Here is a 19,933-nt window from a genome sequence, read left to right on the forward strand (position 1 = left end):
CGCCAACGCGGGCGCCGACGAGGACCGCGTCGGCGCCCGCGTTGGCGTAGGCGATGAGGTCGTGCGGGCCGCGGACGCCGGACTCGGCGACCTTGACGATGTGCGCGGGGATCTCGGGGGCGACGCGCTCGAAGGTGGAGCGGTCGACCTTGAGGGTCTTGAGGTCGCGCGCGTTGACGCCGATGATGCGGGCGCCCGCGTCGACGGCGCGCTCGACCTCCTCCTCGTCGTGGACCTCGACCAGCGGGGTGAGACCGATGGACTCGGCACGCTCGATGAGGGAGACCAGCGCCTCCTGCTCCAGGGCGGCGACGATGAGGAGCGCGAGATCCGCTCCGTACGCCCGCGCCTCCCAGAGCTGGTACGCGGTGACGATGAAGTCCTTGCGCAGCACGGGGATGTCGACCCGGGCGCGGACGGCCTCCAGGTCGGCGAGCGAGCCGCCGAAGCGGCGCTGCTCGGTGAGGACGGAGATGACGGCGGCGCCACCGGCCTCGTAGTCCGCGGCGAGACCGGCCGGGTCGGCGATCGCGGCGAGCGCGCCCTTGGACGGGCTGGAGCGCTTGACCTCGCAGATCACCTTGACGCCGTCCCCGCGCAGTGCGGCGACGCCGTCCTTGGCCTGCGGCGCCTTGGCGGCGCGCTCCTTGAGCTCGTCGAGGGTGACCCGCGCCTGTCGCTCTGCGAGGTCGGCGCGTACGCCTTCGATGATCTCGTCGAGCACACTCACGCGAGGGGCCCCCTTCCGGGACGGTGACGGTGATGAAGAACCAGGTTCAGCCACTTCGATCCTATCCGCAGGACGGCCCCGGACTCGCATCGGCCCGAGCCGCGTCCCACCTGCTGGGACTCCCGACGGGCGCTCAGGGAGCGAGGGCGGCGCCGAAGGGAAGGTTCCGGACCAGGGTGAAGAGGGCGAGGACGGCCCCGATCCCCCACCACCAGACCGGGGAGACCGCGAGGCGCATGGGCACGCCGCGGACGGCGCGAATCAGCCAGACGACCATGACGACGGCGAAGATCCCGTAGCCGACGACGGCGAGGGCGTTGGAGCCGAGGGCGGTCGGGAGGTCGCCGTGGGCGACGGCGTGGGCGCTGCGGAGTCCGCCGCAGCCGGGGCAGTAGACGCCGGTGAAGCGGAGGAGCGGGCAGACGGGGTAGTGCCCGGGTTCGTTGGGGTCGACGGTCCCGACGTAGGCGAACGCGGCGGCGACCCCGGCGAGGATGCCGACCGGCACGGACAGCCGCCGCACGAGCGACCGCGGCGCGGGCGGCGCCGCCGGAACGTACGCGCCGGGCCAGGAACCCGGTCCGGACGGTACGTGCCCGCCCGGCGGTACGGACCCGTCCGGCCACGGGGCGGGGCCCGGCGATACGAGCGGCGCGCCCGGCTCGGCTACGGCGACGCCCGGCGCGGCGACGGTCGGCGCGGCGACGGTCGGCGCGGCCTGCGCGGCGTCGGCAGGCGCGCCCGGCGCGGCCGCCGTGGCGTTCGGGCGAGCGGGTTCACCCGGGCGGGTGGGGGAATCGTCGGTCACGGCTCCGGCCGTCGGCTGCGCGTCCACCCGGTGATTCTCGCCCCTCACGCGCGAGGGCGCAGCCCGGCATGGCCGGACTGCGCCCTCGGATGCGTCGTGCCGGGTCAGGCGCGGGCCTTCGCGGTCTCGGTCGCGGCCTGGCGGGCGGCGACGACGGCCTCCGATTCCTTCGGCATGCCGAGGCCCGCCACCTTCATCGCGCCACCGATGATGCCGCCGAGGAAGATGACGCCCACGCCGGCCCAGAAACCGGGCACGTTGGCGGCCACCATGAAGACGCCGGCGATGCAGAAGCCGATGAAGGAGATGATGACACCGGTCCAGGCGGCCGGGGTGTGTCCGTGGGCGCTGCCCGCCATGAGTTGCTCCTCGTTGCAGTTGCTCGATGGTGAGGTCTCGCGTGCGCGGACACTCGGCGCTCATTGTCCCGCACGCGGGCGCGCGAGGATGAATCGGGGGTGCCCGGACGATCACGCGTCGCGAACGGAACCGGTCATCCGCCCTGGGTGGGGTCCTCGCCGCGGTCCAGGGCCTTCCACAGGTCCTCGGGCCGGTCCGGGTCGGTCGTGGGGGCCTTGCGGTCGGCGCGCGGGGTGCCGGAGCGCTCGTAGCGGCCGCCCATCGCCGGCCAGCTCTTGCCGAAGCGGAGGGCGAAGAGGCCGGCGAGCAGGATGAGGGCGGCGCCCGCGGCGGTCACGTACGGCCAGATGGTGTGGGTGAGGCCGGCGACGGCGGCGGCGGTGTCGCCGCTGATCCGGGCGGCCTCGGCGTCGAGCGCGGCGCTGTCGGAGGCGCCGAGGACCGCGGCGAGCGCGGCGCCCGCGCCGCTGAGCGCGAGGAGCGCGGCGACGAGGGTGCGGCCGGTGCGGCGGACGGCGAAGACGGCGAAGAGCGCGGCGAGGCCGACGATCGCGAGGGCGGTCGGCACGCCGGTGACGGTGCTGCCGGCGGCCTCGACGGGGACGCTGCCGCCGCCGACGGACGCGGTGCCCTCGGCCCAGATCTGGCCTGCGGAGAGCAGGACGACGGTGGCGCCGAGGGCGCCGAGGAGGAGGGCCGCGGCCAGGCTGCGGCGGCCGCCGGTGGGGACGGCCGCGCGGGCGGCCCGGGGCTGGGGTACGGGTACGGCACTCACGTACCCCACTATCCCCTACGTGCTCAGTTGCCGTTCATCCGGTTGGCGGTGTGGACGGCGCGGAGTACGGCCGCGGCCTTGTTGCGGCACTCGTTGTCCTCGGCGACCGGGTCGGAGTCGGCGACGACACCGGCTCCGGCCTGCACGTACGCCGTTCCGTCGCGGAGCAGGGCGGTGCGGATGGCGATGGCGGTGTCGGCGTCCCCGGCGAAGTCGAGATAACCGACACATCCGCCGTAGAGGCCGCGCCGGGAGGGTTCGAGCTCCTCGATGATCTGCATGGCGCGGGGCTTGGGCGCGCCGGAGAGCGTGCCGGCGGGGAAGCAGGCGGTGAGGACGTCGAAGGCGGTCCGGCCGTCGGCGACCTCGCCGGTGACGGTGGAGACGATGTGCATGACGTGCGAGTAGCGCTCGATCGACATGAAGTCGACGACCTCCACCGAGCCGGGCGTGCAGACCCGGCCGAGGTCGTTGCGGCCGAGGTCGACGAGCATGAGGTGCTCGGCGCGCTCCTTGGGGTCGGCGAGCAGCTCCTCGGCGAGGTCGTGGTCCTCCTGCGGGGTGGCGCCGCGGTGCCGGGTGCCGGCGATGGGGTGGAGCATCGCCCGCCCGTCCTCGACCTTGACGAGGGCCTCGGGCGAGGAGCCGACGACGTCGAAGCCGTTCTCGAAGCGGAAGAGGTACATGTACGGGGACGGGTTGGTGGCCCGCAGGACCCGGTACACGTCGAGCGCGGAGGCGGTGCAGCGGGTCTCGAAGCGCTGCGAGGGCACGACCTGGAAGGCCTCGCCGGCGCGGATGCGCTCCTTGATGTCCTCGACGGCGTCCTGGTAGGCCGTGCCGCCCCAGAGGGCGGAGAACTCGGGCAGTTCGGAGGGCGGGAGGGCGGCGGGGACGGTCGCGACCGGGCGGGCCAGGTCGGCCTCCATGGCGTCGAGGCGGGCGACGGCGTGCGCGTACGCCTCGTCGATGCCGGTCTCCAGGTCGTTGTGGTTGATCGCGTTGGCGATCAGCAGGACCGAGCCGTCCCAGTGGTCGAGGACCGCGAGGTCGCTGGTGAGGAGCATGGTCAGCTCGGGGAGCTTCAGGTCGTCGCGGGTGGAGTCCCCGATCTTCTCCAGGCGGCGGACGATGTCGTAGCCGAGGTAGCCGACCATGCCGCCGGTGAACGGGGGCATCCCCGAAGCCAGGTCGCGGGGGGTGTGGAGGGTCTCGACGGTGGCGCGCAGGGCGGCGAGCGGGTCGCCGTCGACGGGGACGCCGACGGGCGGGGTGCCCAGCCAGTGCGCCTGCCCGTCCTTGACCGTCAGGGTCGCGTCGCTGCGGACTCCGATGAAGGAGTAGCGGGACCAGCTGCGGCCGTTCTCCGCGGATTCGAGGAGGAAGGTGCCGGGGCGTTCGGCGGCGAGCTTGCGGTAGAGCCCGACCGGGGTGTCGCCGTCCGCGAGGAGCCTGCGGCTGACGGGGATGACGCGGCGGTCGGCCGCCAGCTTGCGGAAGGTCTCGAGATCCATGGCACGGGACCTTACTGGGAGACGGGGAGCACGTCGGTGTCGAAGCAGGTGCGGGTGCCGGTGTGGCAGGCGGCTCCGACCTGGTCGACCTTGACGAGGAGGGTGTCGGCGTCGCAGTCGAGGGCGACGGCCTTGACGTGCTGGACGTGCCCGGAGGTGTCGCCCTTGACCCAGTACTCCTGGCGGCTGCGGGACCAGTAGGTGGCGCGGCCGGTGGTGAGGGTGCGGTGGAGGGCCTCGTCGTCCATCCAGCCGAGCATCAGCACCTCGCCGGTGTCGTACTGCTGGGCGATGGCGGGGACGAGCCCGTCGATGCTGCGCTTGAGGCGGGCGGCGACGGCGGGGTCGAGGTCGCTGGGGGTCCGGGGCGTGCTGGTCATGGCGCCATTGTGCCGCGATCCGGGGCGGTGTCCGGCGGGGCGTCCACTGGGCGGACCGCACGCCCCGGTCGTACGCTGGCGGGCATGTCGACCCATGCGAAACGTGAACGGCTTCTGCTCGCCGATCTGTTGGAGGCGGCGGGCCCCGACGCGCCCACGCTCTGCGAGGGCTGGCGGACCCGGGACCTCGCGGCCCATGTGGTGGTGCGGGAGCGGCGTCCGGACGCGGCTGCGGGTGCGGTCGTACCGGCGCTCAAGGAGCGGATGGACCGGGTGACGGCGGAGTTCGCCGACAAGCCGTACGAGGAGCTGATCCAGCTCATCCGTACGGGTCCGCCGAAGTTCTCGCCGTTCACCATCAAGCAGGTGGACGAGGGGGCGAACGTCGTGGAGTTCTACGTCCACGCGGAGGACGTACGCCGTGCCCAGCCCGACTGGTCGGCGCGGGAGCTCGACCCGGTCTTCGCGGACGCCCTCTGGTCCCGCCTGGAGCGGACGGCCCGGCTGCTCGGCCGCAAGGCCCCGGTGGGCCTGGTGCTGCGCCGTCCGAACGGCCAGACGGTGGTCGCCCACCGCGGCACCCCGGTGGTGACGGCCTCCGGGGAGCCGGGCGAGCTGATGATGTACCTGTACGGTCGCCAGGACTCGGCGAAGGTGGCCCTGGAGGGCGAGCCGGAGGCGATCGAGCGGCTGCGGGAGACGAAGCAGCTGGGGATCTGAGCGGGGGCTACTTCGGCAGTTCGGCGCGGCGTACGGCGGTGACCAGGAGGCTGTAGACGCCCGCGAGGCCGCAGACGGCCGCGCTCACGGCGTACACCGGTCCGAGGCCCCACAGTCCGATCGCCGCGCCCGTGAGGGGGAAGCCGAGCGGCGCGATGCCGAGCGAGAGCAGGCTGGAGACGGCGCTGACGCGGCCCAGGTAGGCGGGGTCGCACTCGGTCTGGACGAGGGCGTTGACCAGCGCCCCGGACAGTCCGGCGAGCAGGCCGACGGACAGGGCGACGGCGACCGCGACGGGCAGGTACGAGGTGACGGCGAGGGCGCCGATGCAGACGGCGCCCACCGTCATGGTCCAGCCGCTGACGGCCCCGGCGCGCGGGACGCGTCCCCGGACGCTCAGGATCAGCGAGGCGGCGCCCGCGCCCGTACCGAAGCCGGCGAGGATCCAGCCGATGCCGGAGGCGCCCCAGCCGCGCTGGTCGGCGAGGAGGGCGAGGCCGACGTTGAAGGGGCCGGCGAAGCCGAGGTCGCTGAGGAGCACGACGATCATCAGCGGTCCCAGGACGCGGTGTCCGCGCAGGTAGCGCAGTCCGTCGGCGAGGTCGCGCAGGGCGGTGCCGTCGCGGGCCTCGTTTTCAGCGGGCAGCGACCGCAGGCGGAGGGTGCTCAGCAGGGGTATCGAGAGGGTGAAGAGCACTCCGGCGACGCCGAAGGCGGCGGCCGTGCCGCCGAGGGCAACGGCGAGGCCGCCGAGCGGGCCGCCGAGGACGGCGCCGAGGCGGTACGAGAGGCCGCGCATCCCCTGGACGCGGGCGAGCTGGTCGCGCTCGGCGATGCGGGGCGGCAGGGCGCCGACGGCGGGCAGGAAGAGGGCGTCGACGACGCCGAAGACGAGGGCGACGGCGGCGAGCGCCCACAGGCCGGGCGAGGCGAGGAACAGGGTCGCGGCCAGGCCGAGGACGACGAGGGCGCGGACGGTGTCGGAGGCGATGACGACCCGGCGCGGGCCGAGGCGGTCGGCGATGACTCCCCCGCCGAGCATGAGCAGCGCCCGGGGCACGGCGGAGACGGCCATGACGAGCCCGGCCTGGGCGGGGGTGCCGCTGCCGACGGCGGTCCATGAGAGGGCGAGGTGGTAGACGCTGTCGCCGAGCGTGGAGGCGGTGTGGGCGCCGAGCCAGCGCAGGACCTGGGGGCTGCGGTGGGCGGGGCGGGTCGTCGGCGCGACGACGGTGGCCGTCATGAGTGGTAGGGGAACGCGTGGAGGTGGACGGCGACGTTCTCGCGGCCCTCGGTGTCGCCGGCATCTTCGGCGGCGCGGGCCCGCTGGTCGTACTTCTGGAGGACGGCTTCGAGCTCCTCGCCGAGGGCGGTGAGTTCGGCGGCGGTGAGCCGGGGGAGCCATTCGGAGCTGATGGAGGCGGCGCGCCACTCGCTGGACCAGGTGAGCCGCTCGTCGAGGAAGCGGCTGTGCAGTTCGGCGCGCTGCTGGTTGATCGTGCGGCCGAGGACGGCGCTCGCGGCGAGCAGCTCGGGGGCGTCGCGGAGGTCCTCCTCCTGGACGCTGAAGCCGTACGAGCTCGGCTGCCACCAGCGCTCGCGGCCGTCGGCGGACTGCGTCTCGGCCTCCTCGATGAGGCCGTGCTCGGCGAGCTTGCGCAGGTGGTAGCTGACGAGCGAGACGGCCTCGTCGACCTGCTCGGCGAGCTGGGACGCGGTGGCGGTACGGGCCACGAAGAGGGCGCGGTAGAGGCGCATCCGCAGCGGGTGCGAGATGGCTTTGAGGGTGCCGAGATCGGTGATCCGGCGGTTCTCCGACGAGGTCATGACACCGACCCTAGATGCGAAAGAAAACTTGCACAACAAAAATTGCGCAACTGATCCTGCGTATCCGGGCAAGAAGAAGGGCCCCCGCAGGGGCCCTCCTCGCAAGCGGAACGAAGACTCAGCGGACCGGGTGACCGGCTTCCCGCAGCGTCTCCTTGACCTGCGAGATCCGCAGGTCGCCGAAGTGGAAGACGGAGGCCGCGAGCACCGCGTCCGCGCCCGCCGCCACGGCCGGCGGGAAGTCGGCGAGCTTGCCGGCGCCGCCGGAGGCGATCACCGGGACCGTCACGTGCTTGCGGACGGCCGCGATCATCTCGGTGTCGTAGCCGTCCTTCGTGCCGTCGGCGTCCATCGAGTTGAGCAGGATCTCCCCCGCGCCGAGCTCGGCGGCCCGGTGCGCCCACTCGACGGCGTCGATGCCGGTGCCCTTGCGGCCGCCGTGCGTCGTCACCTCGAAGGAGCCGGTGGAGGTACGGCGGGCGTCGACCGACAGGACGAGGACCTGGCGGCCGAAGCGCTCCGCGATCTCCTGGATCAGCTCGGGGCGCTCGATCGCGGCGGTGTTGACGCCCACCTTGTCGGCGCCGGCCCGCAGCAGCTTGTCGACGTCCTCGGCCGAACGGACGCCGCCGCCGACCGTGAGCGGGATGAAGACCTGCTCGGCGGTGCGGCGCACCACGTCGTAGGTGGTCTCCCGGTTGCCGGAGGAGGCGGTGATGTCGAGGAAGGTCAGCTCGTCGGCGCCCTCCGCGTCGTACAGCTTGGCCATCTCGACGGGGTCGCCCGCGTCGCGCAGGTTCTGGAAGTTGACGCCCTTGACGACCCGGCCGTTGTCCACGTCCAGGCAGGGAATCACGCGTACGGCGAGGCTCATGCGGCATCTCCCCTGTAGGCCTCGACCTCGACCTCGACCACGAGACGCGGGTCGACGAAGCCGGAGACGATGATCATGGAAGCGGCGGGACGGACGGCGTCGAACAGCTCCTTGTGGGCGCGGCCGACCTCGTCCACGTCCCGGGCGTGGGTGATGTACATCCGGGTGCGGACGACGTCCTCGGGGCCGAGGTCCAGCTGCTTCAGGGCGTCGAAGGCCACGTTGAAGGAGTTGATGGCCTGCTCGTAGGGGCCGCCGTCGGCGATCGCTCCGCCGACCACCGACGTACAGCCGGAGACCAGGACCGTGCCGTTGGGGAGCTCCACCGCGCGGGAGTAGCCGAACTGCTCCTCCCAGGGAGCACCGGTGACGACCTTGCGGACCTCGGAGGTCACGACGCCACCGCCGCGAGCGCCTCTTCGAGGGTGAAGGCCTTGGCGTACAGCGCCTTGCCGATGATCGCGCCCTCGACGCCCAGCGGGACCAGGCCGGACAGGGCCCGCAGGTCGTCCAGGGAGGACACGCCGCCGGAGGCGACGACGGGCTTGTCGGTGGCCGCGCAGACGTTCTTCAGGAGCTCCAGGTTGGGGCCCTGGAGGGTGCCGTCCTTGGCGATGTCGGTGACGACGTACCGGGAGCAGCCCTCGGAGTCGAGGCGGGCCAGCGTCTCGTACAGGTCGCCGCCGTCGCGGGTCCAGCCGCGGCCGCGCAGGGTCGTGCCGCGCACGTCGAGGCCGACGGCGATCTTGTCGCCGAACTCGGCGATGACCTTGGCGACCCACTCCGGGGTCTCCAGGGCGGCGGTGCCGAGGTTGACGCGGGTGCAGCCGGTGGCGAGGGCCGCGGCGAGCGAGGCGTCGTCGCGGATGCCGCCGGAGAGCTCGACCTTGATGTCCATGGCCTCGGTGACCTCGCGGACCAGGTCACGGTTGTCGCCGGTGCCGAAGGCGGCGTCCAGGTCGACGAGGTGGAGCCACTCGGCGCCGGCGCGCTGCCAGGCCAGGGCGGCCTCGAGCGGAGAGCCGTAGGAGGTCTCGCTGCCGGACTCGCCGTGGACGAGGCGGACGGCCTGGCCGTCGCGGACGTCGACGGCGGGGAGGAGTTCGAGAGTGCTCACAGGGTTCCGATCCAGTTGGTGAGGAGCTGGGCGCCGGCGTCGCCGGACTTCTCGGGGTGGAACTGGGTCGCCCAGAGGGCGCCGTTCTCGACCGCCGCGACAAAGGGCTCGCCGTGGGTGGCCCAGCTGACCTTGGGGGCGCGGATGTTGGGGTTGCCGACCTCCAGGGTCCACTCGCGCACCGCGTAGGAGTGCACGAAGTAGTACCGGGCGTCGGCGTCGAGCCCCGCGAAGAGCTGGGTGTCGGCGGGGGCGTCGACGGTGTTCCAGCCCATGTGGGGAACGACGGGGGCGTTCAGCGGCTCGACCGTACCGGGCCACTCGTCGAGGCCCTCGGTCTCCACGCCGTGCTCGATGCCCTGGGCGAAGAGGATCTGCATGCCGACGCAGATGCCCATGACCGGGCGGCCGCCGGAGAGCCGGCGGCCGACGATCCAGTCGCCGCGGGCCTCCTTGAGGCCCTGCATGCAGGCGGAGAAGGCGCCGACGCCGGGGACGAGGAGCCCGTCGGCGTTCATGGCCCTGTCGTAGTCGCGGGTGATCTCGACGTCGGCGCCGACCCGGGCGAGCGCGCGCTCGGCGGAGCGCACGTTGCCGAAGCCGTAGTCGAAGACGACGACCTTCTTGGGAGAACTCGTGCTCATGACCACACGTCCAGACGCAGCACGCCGGCGGAGAGACACATCGCGGCGCCGATGGAGAGGAGCACGATGAGGCCCTTGGGCATCTGCTGTTTGACGAAGGAGTAGATGCCGCCGAGCAGGAAGAGCCCGACGAGGATCAGGATGGTGGAGAGGCCGGTCACGGTTACAGCGCGCCCTTCGTGGAGGGAAGGATTCCGGCGGCGCGCGGGTCGCGTTCGGAGGCGTAGCGCAGCGCGCGGGCGAGGGCCTTGAACTGGCACTCCACGATGTGGTGGGCGTTGCGTCCGTACGGCACGTGGACGTGCAGGGCGATCTGCGCCTGGGCGACGAAGGACTCCAGGATGTGCCGGGTCATCGTCGTGTCGTACGAGCCGATCATCGGCGCCATGTTCTCGGGCTCGGTGTGCACGAGGTACGGGCGGCCGGAGAGGTCGACGGTGACCTGGGCGAGCGACTCGTCCAGCGGGACGGTGCAGTTGCCGAAGCGGTAGATGCCGACCTTGTCGCCGAGGGCCTGCTTGAAGGCGGCGCCGAGCGCGAGGGCGGTGTCCTCGATGGTGTGGTGCGAGTCGATGTGCAGGTCGCCGTCGGTCTTGACGGTCAGGTCGAAGAGTCCGTGCCGGCCGAGCTGGTCGAGCATGTGGTCGTAGAAGCCGACCCCGGTCGACACGTCGACCTTTCCGGTGCCGTCGAGGTCGATCTCGACGACGACGGAGGTCTCCTTGGTGGTGCGCTCAACGCGGCCTACGCGGCTCATCGCTTCTGCTCCTTCATCAGTTCACGGACCGCGTCGAGGAACGCGTCGTTCTCTTCGGGGGTGCCGGCGGTGACCCGCAGCCATCCCGGTACGCCGTTGTCCCGGACCAGGACGCCCCGGTCGAGGATCGACTGCCAGGCCTCGTGCGCGTCGGGGAACTTCCCGAACTGCACGAAGTTGGCGTCGGAGTCGGTGACCTCGCAGCCGAGGGCGCGCAGCTCGGTGACGAGGCGGTCGCGCTCGGCCTTGAGCTGCTCGACGTACCCGAGGAGGGTGTCGGTGTGCTCCAGGGCGGCGAGCGCGGTGGCCTGGGTGACGGCCGAGAGGTGGTACGGCAGGCGGACCAGCTGGACGGCGTCGACCACGGCCGGGTGGGCGGCGAGGTAGCCGAGGCGGAGTCCGGCGGCGCCGAAGGCCTTGGACATGGTCCGGGAGACCACCAGGTTCGGGCGGCCCTCGATGAGGGGCAGCAGCGAGTCGCGGTGGCTGAACTCCACGTACGCCTCGTCCACGACGACCATGGAGGGCTTGGCCGCCTGGGCCGCCTCGTACAGGGCGAGGACGGTGCCCGCACTCACGGCCGTGCCGGTGGGGTTGTTGGGCGAGGTGATGAAGACGACGTCCGGCGCGTTCTCGGCGATGGCCTGGACGGCCGCCTCGACGTCGATCGTGAAGTCCTCGTTGCGCGGCCCTGAGATCCAGCCGGTGCCGGTGCCGCGGGCGATCAGCGCGTGCATCGAGTACGAGGGCTCGAAGCCGATCGCGGTACGGCCGGGGCCGCCGAAGGTCTGCAGCAGCTGCTGGAGGACCTCGTTGGAGCCGTTGGCCGCCCAGACGTTCTCGACGCCGACGCGGTGCCCGCCGGTCCGGGTGAGGTAGGCGGCGAGCTCGGTGCGGAGCTCGATCGCGTCCCGGTCGGGGTAGCGGTTGAGGCCGCGGGCGGCCTCGGCGACCCGCTCCGCGATCCGGGCCACCAGGGGCTCGGGCAGCGGGTAGGGGTTCTCGTTGGTGTTCAGCTGGACGGGTACGTCGAGCTGGGGCGCGCCGTAGGGGGACTTGCCGCGCAGCTCGTCCCGGACGGGCAGGTCGTCGATCTGGATGATGCCGTTCTCGGTCACTTGCTCTCGGGGACCTTCCATCCGAACCGGGCCTTGATCGCGGCGCCGTGGGCGGGCAGGTCCTCGGCCTCGGCGAGGGTGACGACGTGGTGGGCGACGTCGGCGAGGGCGTCGCGCGTGTAGTCCACGATGTGCACGCCGCGCAGGAAGGACTGCACGGACAGACCCGAGGAGTGGCAGGCGCAGCCGCCGGTGGGCAGGACGTGGTTGGAGCCGGCGCAGTAGTCGCCGAGCGAGACCGGCGCCCAGGGGCCGACGAAGATCGCGCCCGCGTTGCGGACGCGGTCGGCGACGGCGGCCGCGTCGGCGGTCTGGATCTCCAGGTGCTCGGCGCCGTACGCGTCGACGACCTTGAGGCCGTCGGCGAGGTCGCGGACGAGGACGATCGCGGACTGCTTGCCGGCGAGGGCCGGGACGATCCGGTCGTCGACGTGCTTGGAGGCGGCGACCTGGGTCTTCAGCTCGGTCTCGGTGGCGGCGGCCAGCTCCTCCGAGTCGGTGACGAGGACGGAGGCGGCCATCGGGTCGTGCTCGGCCTGGCTGATGAGGTCGGCGGCGACGTGCACGGGGTCGGCGGTGGAGTCCGCGAGGATCGCGATCTCCGTGGGGCCGGCCTCGGCGTCGATGCCGATGCGGCCCTTGAGGAGGCGCTTGGCGGCGGCCACGTAGATGTTGCCGGGGCCGGTGACCAGGTTGACGGGGGCGCAGCCGGGCTCGTCGGCGGTGCCTTCCGTGCCGTACGCGAACATGGCGATGGCCTGGGCGCCGCCCGCGGCGTAGACCTCGTCGACGCCGAGCAGGGCGCAGGCGGCGAGGATCGTCGGGTGCGGAAGGCCGCCGAACTCCTTCTGCGGGGGCGAGGCGATGGCCACGCCCTCGACGCCGGCCTCCTGGGCGGGGACGACGTTCATCACGACGGAGGACGGGTAGACGGAGCGGCCGCCCGGCACGTACAGGCCGACGCGCTCGACGGGGATCCACTTCTCGGTGACCGTGCCGCCGGGGACGACCTGGGTGGTGTGGGTGGTGCGGCGCTGCTCGCGGTGGACCATGCGGGCGCGCCGGATGGACTCTTCGAGGGCGGCGCGGACGGCCGGGTCGAGCTCGTCGAGGGCGCGACTGATCGCCTCGGCGGGGACGCGCAGGCCCGGGACGCGGACGCCGTCGAATTTCTCCCCGTAGTCGATCACCGCTGCCGCGCCATGATGCCGGACGTCCTCGCAGATCGGCCGCACCTTCTCCAGGGCGGCTTCCACGTCGAACTCGGCACGGGGCAGCAGGTCGCGCAGGGCGGAACCCTCGGGGAGGGCCTCACCGCGCAGATCGATTCGAGAGATCACGGGTCAATTCTCGCAGACGGCCTACAACGCCGGTCGCCCGTATCAGCAGCTGATACATGCCCATCACTGGCTGATACGCGCCACGGTGGCGTCTCCTCGCCACTCCTGACCGTTAGCGTTCAGCCCGTCACACTGCGGGAAGAACGACTGTACGAATCCACGAATCCCGGGAAGCGGAATCGTGGGAGCGCATCGGGGAGAGCGAGGGGGCGGCAGTGACCGAGCCGCACGAGGACGGGATGCCGGACGGTCTCACGGGCCCGGAGCGGGCCGTGTGGCGGGCGTTCCGGATCGGTAGGACCTGTGATCTGACGGAGGGGATCGCGGAGCGGGACGACCCCTTCGGGGGACGGGAGTGGGGAGAGGAGCGGAGTGTCCGCGCCGACGTGGTGGCGCTGCTGCTGCTCGACGGGCCGCCGGCGCGGTCCGGGCGGGTGGCCGCGCTGAAGCTGCGCGGGGTCAGGATCACCGGCGTGCTGAACCTGGCGGGCGGGACGATAGGGCCGTACGTGGAGCTGCAGGGCTGCCGGTTCGACGGCGAGGTGGTGCTGCCCGAGGCCCGGTTCGGCACGCTGCGGATGGTCGAGTGCGCGCTGCCGCGCCTGGAGGCGGCCCGGCTGCACACGGAGGGGGACCTGCACCTGCCGCGCTGCCGGGTGCGCCGGGGCATCCGGCTGACGGACGCCCAGATCGGCACGGACCTGCTGATCAACCAGGTCCAGGTGTGGCCGGACCGGCGGGGACGGGCGATCACGGCGGACGGGATGGTGGTCGCCCAGGACCTCCAGGCCGAGCTGATCGAGACCCACGGCGAGCTGAGCCTGCGCGGGGCGAAGGTGGGGGTCTCGCTCAGCCTGCGGGGCAGCGTGCTGCGCGGCGCGCAGGGGCGCCGCGCGCTGAACGCCCCGCAGCTGACGGTGGAGCGCTCGCTCTATCTGAACGCCGCCTGGGTGTACGAGGGGACGGCGGGCTCGGGCCGGACGGGGCACACCACGGCCACCCCGCCGTACGGGGTGACGCCCGCCCAGGGCACCCGGCGCAAGCCGGTGGAGTGCCACGGCGGGGTGCGGCTCGACGACGGCCGGTTCGGTGACGCGGTGGACCTGCACAGCGCCCGCTTCCTGCTGAACGGCGCGCGGCGGGACGAGCTGTCGCTGCGCCGGATCGTCACCCCGGAGCTGCGGTTCAACGGCGAGCGCCCGGAGGAGGGGCGGGTGGTGCTCAACGGCGCGAAGGTCATCACCCTCATCGACCTGTCGACCAGCTGGCCGGGGCCCGGCGGGCTCGCGATGGGCGGCTTCGTCTACGAGAACCTCGTGCCGTACGGACACTTCCCGCTGGCCCGGCGCCTGGAGTGGGTGGCGGCGGCGACCCCGGAGTACGCCCCCGAGCCGTACGAGCGGCTCGCGACGGTCCTGCGGAACAGCGGGGAGGACGCCGACGCCCGCGAGGTGCTGCTCGCCAAGCAGCGGCGCAGACGGGAGACCCTGCCGATCGCGGGGAAGCTGTGGGGCTACGTCCAGGACTGGACCGTGGCGTACGGCTACCGGCCGGGCCGGGCGGCGCTGTGGATGGCCGTGCTGTGGGCGGCGGGCACGGTGGTCTTCTCCCACTACCGCCCGATACCGATGAAGGCGGACGAGGGGCCCGAGTGGAACGGCACGCTGTACGCGCTCGACCTGCTGCTGCCCGTGATCACCCTGGGCCAGGACGGCTACTGGCGACTCGAGGGCATCTGGCAGTGGGTGGCGGCGGCTCTGATCCTCCTCGGCTGGATCCTGGCGACGACGGTGGCGGCGGGTGCGACCCGACTGCTGAGGAGGGGGTGAGGTCCGTGCCCCCGCAGAAGGGGCGAGGTCCGTGCCCCCGCAGAAGGGGCGAGGTCCGTGCCCCCGTAGAAGGGGTGCGGGCGGCGCTCCCGCAGAAGGGGTGCGGGCGGCGCTCCCGCAGAGAGGGCGCGGGCCGTGCTCCCGCAGAGGGAGTGTGAATGCTGTCACCGCCGGGTGAGGGTGCTGTCGCGACCTGGTGATGCGGCTGCCGCAGCAGGCCGGACCGAGGGACAATGCACAGCACCATGTCCATGCTCCGCGCCCTGGTCGGCACCCTCCGCTCGGCCCGGCACGCACCACGGCTCGCCGCGGCGCTCGTGCCGGACGACGCCGTGCTGCTCGACGCCCCGGACGAGCGGCTCGCCCCGGCCCTGGTCGCCGCCGCCCTCGGCGATCCGGAGCCCGCGGCGAAGCTGCTCGCCACCACCCGGGACGCCGGCGAGTGGGAGGACCGCGACCGGTACGTCACCCGGCTCGCCACCTTCGCGTACAACAGGGGCGACTGGCTCACCCGGTGGGTCTCCGCCACGCCCCGGGATCCCGACGCCCTCCTCGTCACGGCGCAGCTCGCCGTCCGCAGGGCCTGGGAGTCCCCGGCGCGGGCCGAGCGGCTGCGCGAGCTCGCCCCGCTGGTCCGGGAGATCGCCGGGGAGGCTCCGCACGACCCGGTGCCGTGGCGCCTCGCCCTGGACCACGCGCGCGGGGCACATGCCGGGCCCGGGGTCTTCGAGTCGCTGTGGGAGCAGGCCGTGCGCCGCTCCCCGCACCACTACGGCTGCCACGTCGCCGCCCTGAAGTACCTCTCCGCGCAGTGGTACGGCTCGCACCGCGCCGCGTTCGACTTCGCCGAGCAGGCCGCCGACGACGCCGCCCCGGGCTCGCTCGTCGGGGCGCTGCCGGTCCGCGCGGCGTACGACGTGCTCCGGGCGCCGACGGGTCCCGACAGGTTCGTGCCCATCGCCCGGGTCGACCGGGCGGTGGCCCGCGCCCTGGCCCTGTCGGCGGAGTTCCCGGCGGGCGACCCGTGGCCGGCCGAGGTCCGCAACCTGCTCGCGTACGTGCTCGTGGAGCGGGCGCGCTGGAAGGAGGCGTGGGAGGAGTTCGGGCGGATCGGCCCGTACGCGACCTCGTTCCCCTGGGGTGCCGCGCGGGGTGCCGTACCGCAGGACCCTCCCCCGAGCTCTCGGCTTCGCTCGGGCACGGGGGACCCCCTCCTCCGGTTCCTGGCCGCGCGGGACCGGGTGCGGGGCGAACTGGCCCGCCGGACACCGCTGGGGCCCGTACGGCGGACCGGGATCGGACACCACTGAGGGCACCGGTCCCGGAAGGGCCGGACGGGGCGGGCCCGGCGGCCATTAGGCTAAGCGGCTGTGACCACCGCTCGCCTGCCTCTCTTCCCGCTCAACGCGGTGCTGTTCCCCGGCCTCGTGCTGCCGCTGAACGTCTTCGAGGAGCGTTATCGCGCCATGATGCGCGAGCTGCTCACGATCGACGCCTCGGAGCCGCGCCGCTTCGCCGTCGTCGCCATCCGCGACGGCCGCGAGGTCGCACCGACGGCTCCGGGCATGCCGGACCAGACGGCGCTGCCGGAGAAGGGCCCGGCGGCGGGCTTCGGCTCCGATCCCATCCAGTCCTTCCACCGGGTGGGCTGCATCGCCGACGCGGCGTCGATCCGGGAGCGCGCCGACGGCAGCTTCGAGGTGATGGCCACCGGGACGACCCGGGTGAAGCTGCTGTCGGTCGACGCGAGCGGGCCGTTCCTGACGGCCGAGGTCGAGGAGATCCCCGAGGAGCAGGGCGAGGAGGCGGGCACGCTCGCCGAGGGCGTGCTGCGGGCCTTCCGCAGCTATCAGAAGCGCCTCGCGGGGGCCCGGGAGCGTTCGCTGACGACGAGTGAGCTGCCGGACGAGCCCTCCGTGGTCTCGTACCTGGTCGCGGCGGCGGCGGTGCTCGACACCCCGTCGAAGCAGCGGCTGCTCCAGGCGCCGGACACGGCGACCCGGCTGCGCGAGGAGCTGGCGCTGCTGCGCGCGGAGACCGCGGTGCTGCGGCATCTGCCGTCGCTGCCTGCGGTGGAGCTGACGAAGGCCCCGACGTACCCGAACTGAGCGGGCCCCGACGTACCCGAACCGCCCCGGCCCCGGCCGGACGGACCGAGCCGACCGAGTCGAGGAAGAGCGCGTGGCGAAGAAGCAGAAGAAGAACAGCGGGGGCACTCCGGCGACGGTGGCCCTGGCGGCGGCCGGCACCCCGTTCACCCTGCACGCGTACGAGCACGACCCGGCCTCCCCCTCGTACGGCGAGGAGGCGGCGGAGGCCCTCGGCGTCTCCCCCGACCGGGTGTTCAAGACGCTGGTCGCGGACGTCGACGGCGAGCTGACGGTCGCGGTGGTCCCGGTGGCGGGCCAGCTGGACCTGAAGGCGCTCGCCTCGGCGGTCGGCGGGAAGCGGGCCGCGATGGCCGACCCGGCGGCGGCGGAGCGCACCACGGGGTACGTCCGGGGCGGCATCTCCCCGCTGGGCCAGCGCAAGCGGCTCCGTACGGTCCTCGACTCCTCGGCCTCGGAGCACGCGACCGTCTGCATCTCGGCGGGCCGCCGCGGCCTGGAGGTGGAGCTCTCCCCCGCGGACCTGGCCGCCCTCACCTCGGCGGTCGTGGCCCCGATCGGCCGCGCCTGACGCCAGGGCCCGTCTTTCGGATCGGGCTCCGCGAGCCCGGCAGGATCCGGGAGACAGGCCCTGGTGCGGCCTTGCCCGGTCGTCAGTGGGTGCCCGGGCCCTGCGTGTACGGCTTCGGCTGTCCCCAGGACTCCGGTTCCGGGTCGCGCGGTCCGAAGACGGCCGTCAGCGCGAGGTGCACGATCATGGCGGCGAGCGGCCAGGCCAGCATCGCGGCGGCCGCCAGGTTCAGTTCGAGCGGCGCCTCGAAGGTGACGTTGGGGCCGACCGCCTTCGCGTGGGCGACCACGTCGTCGGTGGGGCCGAAGCTCGTCCCGATCCACCAGGCGAGCAGCGAGCCGAGGCCGCCGCCGAGCGCCAGGCCGAGGACGAGCGGGACGCCGCCCTTGCGGCGCAGCAGGAAGACGACGAGCGCGGCGACCGCGCCGAAGGCGAGGGCGAGGAGGACGAACGTTCCGTCGGCGCCGATCGCCTGCTCCCCCTCCGAGTCCCGGAGGTAGACGCCCTTGCCGTCCGAGATGAGCAGGACGCGCGGGGCCAGGTTCAGCCACAGCACTCCGAGCAGCGCCCCCGCGACCGCGGAGACGAGGGTCACCAGCAGGCCCTGCACGACCTCGGCCGCCGTGATCGGGTCCCCGCCCGGGCCCGTCAGCGGCGGGGGCGGCGGGGGCCGGTCGGGATCGTGCGGCGGCTGGTGAGGCGGAGTCAGAGGTGCGGTCACCCCGCCATCGTGCCAGGTGTCCCTGTGGCCCGCCTCAGCGGACGGCGGCCCGCCGGTAGGCCCAGGTCGCGACGGCGAGCGAGACGACGCCGACCGCCCCGCACACGGCGAGGTCGACGGCGACGGCCGCCCAGTCGGGATGCGGGTCGAAGGTGCGGGCCAGGGCCTCCACTCCGTACGTGGACGGCAGCAGGTCCCGCGCCCAGCCGATCGGTCCCGGCAGCCGCTCGGCGGGGAGGACCCCGAGGAGCAGGGCCGCCGACATGCCGAGCTGGCCCAGGAGGGTGGCCAGCTCCTGGCGGGGCGCGAGGAGCCCGAGGGCCGCGCCGAGCCCGGCGAGCGCCGCCCCGGCGAGCGGGACGACGGCGGCGAGGATCCACAGGTGGCCGAGCGGCAGTCCGAAGAGGACGGAGCCGGCGACGGCGGTGACGGCGGTCCCGGGCACGGTGAAGGAGGCGTACGCCCCGGCCGCGCCGAGCACGACGGCGGCGGGCGGCACCGGCAGGGTGGCGTAGTGGTCGAGGCCACCGCCGGCCCGCAGCTGCCCGAAGTACTGGGCGAGCAGGTTGAGCGCGACGAAGGCGACGACGAGGACGGTGGAGCCGGCCACGACGGCGCGCGCCTCGGAGCCGCCGTCGACGACCCCGCGCATCAGGACCATGATCCCGATCGACTGGAAGGTGGCGACGAAGAGCAGCGGGATGCGGGCGACGCGGGCGCGGGAGAGCTGGGCGCGGTAGACGGCGGCCAGGGCCGGGAGGAGCCGGGCGCGGGGGGCGAGGGGCGCGGCGCCGTCGTCCGCGTCCCGGCTCGCGGCGGGGAGCGCGCCGGTCGGCAGGACCTCGGCGGGCAGGGTGCTCACTGCGTACGGCTCCTGAAGGTCACGTGCGGTCGGTCCGGGGTCACGCCTTCACCAGTCCTTCGGCCGCGCCGCCCAGGGCGAGGTACACGTCCTCCAGGCTGGGCGTGGCCAGGGTGAAGTCGTCGAGCGCGGCGAACGCGGCCCCGCCGGTGACGGTGGCGACGGCCGCGCGGGCCTCGTCGGGGGCGAGCCGGAGGTTCCAGCGGCGTCCGGTCTCCTGGGCGAGGCCGCGGAGGGCGGCGACCTCGGGCAGCTGGAGCGGTGGCGCGTCGCGCCACACCAGCTCGACGCGGACCTCTCCGGCGACCCGTTCCTTGAGTCCGGCGGGGGTGTCGCAGGCGATGACCCGGCCGCGGTCGATGACGGCGACCCGGTCGAGGACGGTCTCGGCCTCGATGACGTTGTGGGTGACGAGGAGCACGGTGGCGCCGTGCTCGGCGCGGCGCCGGTCGACGGCGGCCCAGACGGCGCGCCGGGCGACGGGGTCCATGCCGGTGGTGGGTTCGTCGAGGACGAGGACGGGCCTGCGGCCGACGAGCGCGGCGGCGAAGCAGGCGAGGCGCCGCTGTCCGCCGGAGAGCTTCTTGAGGGGGCGTCCCGCGATCTCGCCGAGCCCGAGCTCGTCCAGGACGGCGTCGCGCTCGGCGCGGGCGTCGTGGGCGGTGAGGCCGCGGAGCCGTCCGGTGGTCTCGGCGGCGAGGGAGACGGTCAGCTCGTCGAGGGCGGTGGACTCCTGGCCGAGGTAGGCGAGGAGCCGGGCCGCCCGCTCGGGGTGGCGCACGAGGTCGTGGCCGAGGAGTTCGACGGTGCCGGAGTCGGGGCGCATGAGGCCGGTGAGCTGGCGGACGAGGGTGGACTTGCCGGCGCCGTTGGGGCCG

At 73.6% G+C, this 19,933-nt stretch carries 24 protein-coding genes; 5 read left to right on the top strand and 19 right to left on the bottom strand.

All coding sequences use genetic code 11. From position 1 onward, the window contains the following. The 6 genes from trpC to hisI all read right to left on the bottom strand — a co-directional run. Positions 1 to 730 (bottom strand): indole-3-glycerol phosphate synthase TrpC (trpC, locus tag CCN56_RS18555; protein WP_107484179.1); only part of this gene is annotated, 730 nt, incomplete at its 3' end. A gap of 133 nt (positions 731 to 863) precedes the next feature. After that, on the bottom strand, positions 864 to 1,253 hold the full coding sequence (locus CCN56_RS18560; protein ID WP_086828276.1) for a DUF2752 domain-containing protein: 390 nt from the start codon (positions 1,251 to 1,253) through the stop codon (positions 864 to 866). A 389-nt stretch (positions 1,254 to 1,642) separates the two neighbouring features. After that, positions 1,643 to 1,897, bottom strand: coding sequence for an HGxxPAAW family protein (locus CCN56_RS18565; RefSeq protein ID WP_086828246.1), 255 nt, complete (start codon positions 1,895 to 1,897; stop codon positions 1,643 to 1,645). 134 nt (positions 1,898 to 2,031) lie between these two features. Then, complete coding sequence (locus CCN56_RS18570) at positions 2,032 to 2,682, bottom strand: TIGR02234 family membrane protein (RefSeq protein ID WP_086828248.1); 651 nt, start codon at positions 2,680 to 2,682, stop codon at positions 2,032 to 2,034. 14 nt (positions 2,683 to 2,696) lie between these two features. Next, a complete protein-coding gene (locus CCN56_RS18575) occupies positions 2,697 to 4,187 on the bottom strand; it encodes an anthranilate synthase component I (RefSeq protein ID WP_086828250.1) in 1,491 nt (496 codons plus the stop codon). A gap of 11 nt (positions 4,188 to 4,198) precedes the next feature. Further along, entirely contained in the window at positions 4,199 to 4,567 is a 369-nt protein-coding gene (gene hisI, locus CCN56_RS18580; protein ID WP_086828252.1) for a phosphoribosyl-AMP cyclohydrolase, read from the bottom strand. An 84-nt stretch (positions 4,568 to 4,651) separates the two neighbouring features. On the opposite strand from hisI, the gene CCN56_RS18585 reads away from it, so the two are divergent. Next, entirely contained in the window at positions 4,652 to 5,287 is a 636-nt protein-coding gene (locus CCN56_RS18585) for a TIGR03085 family metal-binding protein (protein ID WP_086828254.1), read from the top strand. Between the two features lie 7 nt (positions 5,288 to 5,294). Here the strand turns inward: CCN56_RS18585 and CCN56_RS18590 are convergent, their stop codons facing one another. From CCN56_RS18590 to hisD, 10 genes are all read right to left on the bottom strand, one after another. Further along, positions 5,295 to 6,530 (bottom strand): MFS transporter, encoded by a 1,236-nt coding sequence (locus CCN56_RS18590; RefSeq protein ID WP_086828255.1) that lies wholly within the window; start codon positions 6,528 to 6,530, stop codon positions 5,295 to 5,297. Then, positions 6,527 to 7,114, bottom strand: coding sequence for a transcriptional regulator (locus CCN56_RS18595; RefSeq protein WP_086828257.1), 588 nt, complete (start codon positions 7,112 to 7,114; stop codon positions 6,527 to 6,529). The genes CCN56_RS18590 and CCN56_RS18595 overlap by 4 nt, the downstream gene beginning before the upstream one ends. Positions 7,115 to 7,232: 118 nt before the next feature. Further along, entirely contained in the window at positions 7,233 to 7,988 is a 756-nt protein-coding gene (hisF, locus tag CCN56_RS18600; protein WP_086828258.1) for an imidazole glycerol phosphate synthase subunit HisF, read from the bottom strand. After that, positions 7,985 to 8,383, bottom strand: a complete 399-nt coding sequence (locus tag CCN56_RS18605) for a RidA family protein (RefSeq protein WP_086828260.1) — start codon at positions 8,381 to 8,383, stop codon at positions 7,985 to 7,987. The genes hisF and CCN56_RS18605 overlap by 4 nt, the downstream gene beginning before the upstream one ends. After that, positions 8,380 to 9,105, bottom strand: a complete 726-nt coding sequence (gene priA, locus CCN56_RS18610; RefSeq protein WP_086828262.1) for a bifunctional 1-(5-phosphoribosyl)-5-((5-phosphoribosylamino)methylideneamino)imidazole-4-carboxamide isomerase/phosphoribosylanthranilate isomerase PriA — start codon at positions 9,103 to 9,105, stop codon at positions 8,380 to 8,382. Before priA ends, CCN56_RS18605 begins: the two co-directional genes overlap by 4 nt. Next, positions 9,102 to 9,749, bottom strand: a complete 648-nt coding sequence (gene hisH, locus CCN56_RS18615; RefSeq protein WP_086828264.1) for an imidazole glycerol phosphate synthase subunit HisH — start codon at positions 9,747 to 9,749, stop codon at positions 9,102 to 9,104. The genes priA and hisH overlap by 4 nt, the downstream gene beginning before the upstream one ends. Beyond that, positions 9,746 to 9,910, bottom strand: coding sequence for a hypothetical protein (locus tag CCN56_RS43275; protein ID WP_041128753.1), 165 nt, complete (start codon positions 9,908 to 9,910; stop codon positions 9,746 to 9,748). Before CCN56_RS43275 ends, hisH begins: the two co-directional genes overlap by 4 nt. A gap of 2 nt (positions 9,911 to 9,912) precedes the next feature. Continuing rightward, the gene (hisB, locus tag CCN56_RS18620; protein WP_030492957.1) at positions 9,913 to 10,506 is read right to left on the bottom strand and encodes an imidazoleglycerol-phosphate dehydratase HisB; all 594 of its coding nucleotides are present in this window, start codon (positions 10,504 to 10,506) and stop codon (positions 9,913 to 9,915) included. Next, positions 10,503 to 11,609: a histidinol-phosphate transaminase gene (locus CCN56_RS18625; protein WP_041133748.1), complete on the bottom strand. Its 1,107-nt coding sequence runs from the start codon at positions 11,607 to 11,609 to the stop codon at positions 10,503 to 10,505. Before CCN56_RS18625 ends, hisB begins: the two co-directional genes overlap by 4 nt. Before the next feature lie 11 nt (positions 11,610 to 11,620). Continuing rightward, a complete protein-coding gene (gene hisD, locus CCN56_RS18630; protein ID WP_086828265.1) occupies positions 11,621 to 12,964 on the bottom strand; it encodes a histidinol dehydrogenase in 1,344 nt (447 codons plus the stop codon). Between the two features lie 215 nt (positions 12,965 to 13,179). Between hisD and CCN56_RS18635 the strand changes: the two genes are divergently transcribed. The 4 genes from CCN56_RS18635 to ybaK all read left to right on the top strand — a co-directional run bounded on the left by CCN56_RS18635 (position 13,180) and on the right by ybaK (position 17,472). After that, positions 13,180 to 14,793 carry an oxidoreductase gene (locus tag CCN56_RS18635; protein ID WP_086828267.1) on the top strand — a complete coding sequence of 538 codons (1,614 nt, stop codon included), beginning with the start codon at positions 13,180 to 13,182 and terminating at the stop codon, positions 14,791 to 14,793. Between the two features lie 233 nt (positions 14,794 to 15,026). Further along, positions 15,027 to 16,103: a hypothetical protein gene (locus CCN56_RS18640; RefSeq protein WP_086828269.1), complete on the top strand. Its 1,077-nt coding sequence runs from the start codon at positions 15,027 to 15,029 to the stop codon at positions 16,101 to 16,103. Positions 16,104 to 16,163: 60 nt separating this feature from the next. Continuing rightward, positions 16,164 to 16,901, top strand: coding sequence for an LON peptidase substrate-binding domain-containing protein (locus tag CCN56_RS18645; protein WP_086828271.1), 738 nt, complete (start codon positions 16,164 to 16,166; stop codon positions 16,899 to 16,901). A 73-nt stretch (positions 16,902 to 16,974) separates the two neighbouring features. Then, complete coding sequence (ybaK, locus tag CCN56_RS18650; protein WP_041128758.1) at positions 16,975 to 17,472, top strand: Cys-tRNA(Pro) deacylase; 498 nt, start codon at positions 16,975 to 16,977, stop codon at positions 17,470 to 17,472. A gap of 82 nt (positions 17,473 to 17,554) precedes the next feature. Here the strand turns inward: ybaK and CCN56_RS18655 are convergent, their stop codons facing one another. The 3 genes from CCN56_RS18655 to CCN56_RS18665 all read right to left on the bottom strand — a co-directional run. Next, complete coding sequence (locus CCN56_RS18655) at positions 17,555 to 18,193, bottom strand: DUF2567 domain-containing protein (protein WP_086828272.1); 639 nt, start codon at positions 18,191 to 18,193, stop codon at positions 17,555 to 17,557. 34 nt (positions 18,194 to 18,227) lie between these two features. Next, the gene (locus CCN56_RS18660) at positions 18,228 to 19,055 is read right to left on the bottom strand and encodes an ABC transporter permease (RefSeq protein ID WP_179199898.1); all 828 of its coding nucleotides are present in this window, start codon (positions 19,053 to 19,055) and stop codon (positions 18,228 to 18,230) included. A gap of 40 nt (positions 19,056 to 19,095) precedes the next feature. After that, a partial coding sequence (locus CCN56_RS18665; protein WP_086828274.1) for an ABC transporter ATP-binding protein occupies positions 19,096 to 19,933 on the bottom strand: 838 nt, incomplete at its 5' end.

The organism is Streptomyces sp. NRRL B-24572, assembly GCF_002156145.1.
GTDB classification, from domain to species: domain Bacteria; phylum Actinomycetota; class Actinomycetes; order Streptomycetales; family Streptomycetaceae; genus Streptomyces; species Streptomyces vietnamensis.

What these genes read in the sequence shown, in the direction of transcription:
- CCN56_RS18565 (WP_086828246.1), bottom strand. Translation starts at nt 1,897, where the DNA reads ATGGCGGGCAGCGCCCACGGACACACCCCGGCCGCCTGGACCGGTGTC.
- CCN56_RS18575 (WP_086828250.1), bottom strand. Translation starts at nt 4,187, where the DNA reads ATGGATCTCGAGACCTTCCGCAAGCTGGCGGCCGACCGCCGCGTCATC.
- hisI (WP_086828252.1), bottom strand. Translation starts at nt 4,567, where the DNA reads ATGACCAGCACGCCCCGGACCCCCAGCGACCTCGACCCCGCCGTCGCC.
- CCN56_RS18585 (WP_086828254.1), top strand. Translation starts at nt 4,652, where the DNA reads ATGTCGACCCATGCGAAACGTGAACGGCTTCTGCTCGCCGATCTGTTG.
- CCN56_RS18590 (WP_086828255.1), bottom strand. Translation starts at nt 6,530, where the DNA reads ATGACGGCCACCGTCGTCGCGCCGACGACCCGCCCCGCCCACCGCAGC.
- CCN56_RS18595 (WP_086828257.1), bottom strand. Translation starts at nt 7,114, where the DNA reads ATGACCTCGTCGGAGAACCGCCGGATCACCGATCTCGGCACCCTCAAA.
- hisF (WP_086828258.1), bottom strand. Translation starts at nt 7,988, where the DNA reads ATGAGCCTCGCCGTACGCGTGATTCCCTGCCTGGACGTGGACAACGGC.
- hisH (WP_086828264.1), bottom strand. Translation starts at nt 9,749, where the DNA reads ATGAGCACGAGTTCTCCCAAGAAGGTCGTCGTCTTCGACTACGGCTTC.
- hisB (WP_030492957.1), bottom strand. Translation starts at nt 10,506, where the DNA reads ATGAGCCGCGTAGGCCGCGTTGAGCGCACCACCAAGGAGACCTCCGTC.
- CCN56_RS18640 (WP_086828269.1), top strand. Translation starts at nt 15,027, where the DNA reads ATGCACAGCACCATGTCCATGCTCCGCGCCCTGGTCGGCACCCTCCGC.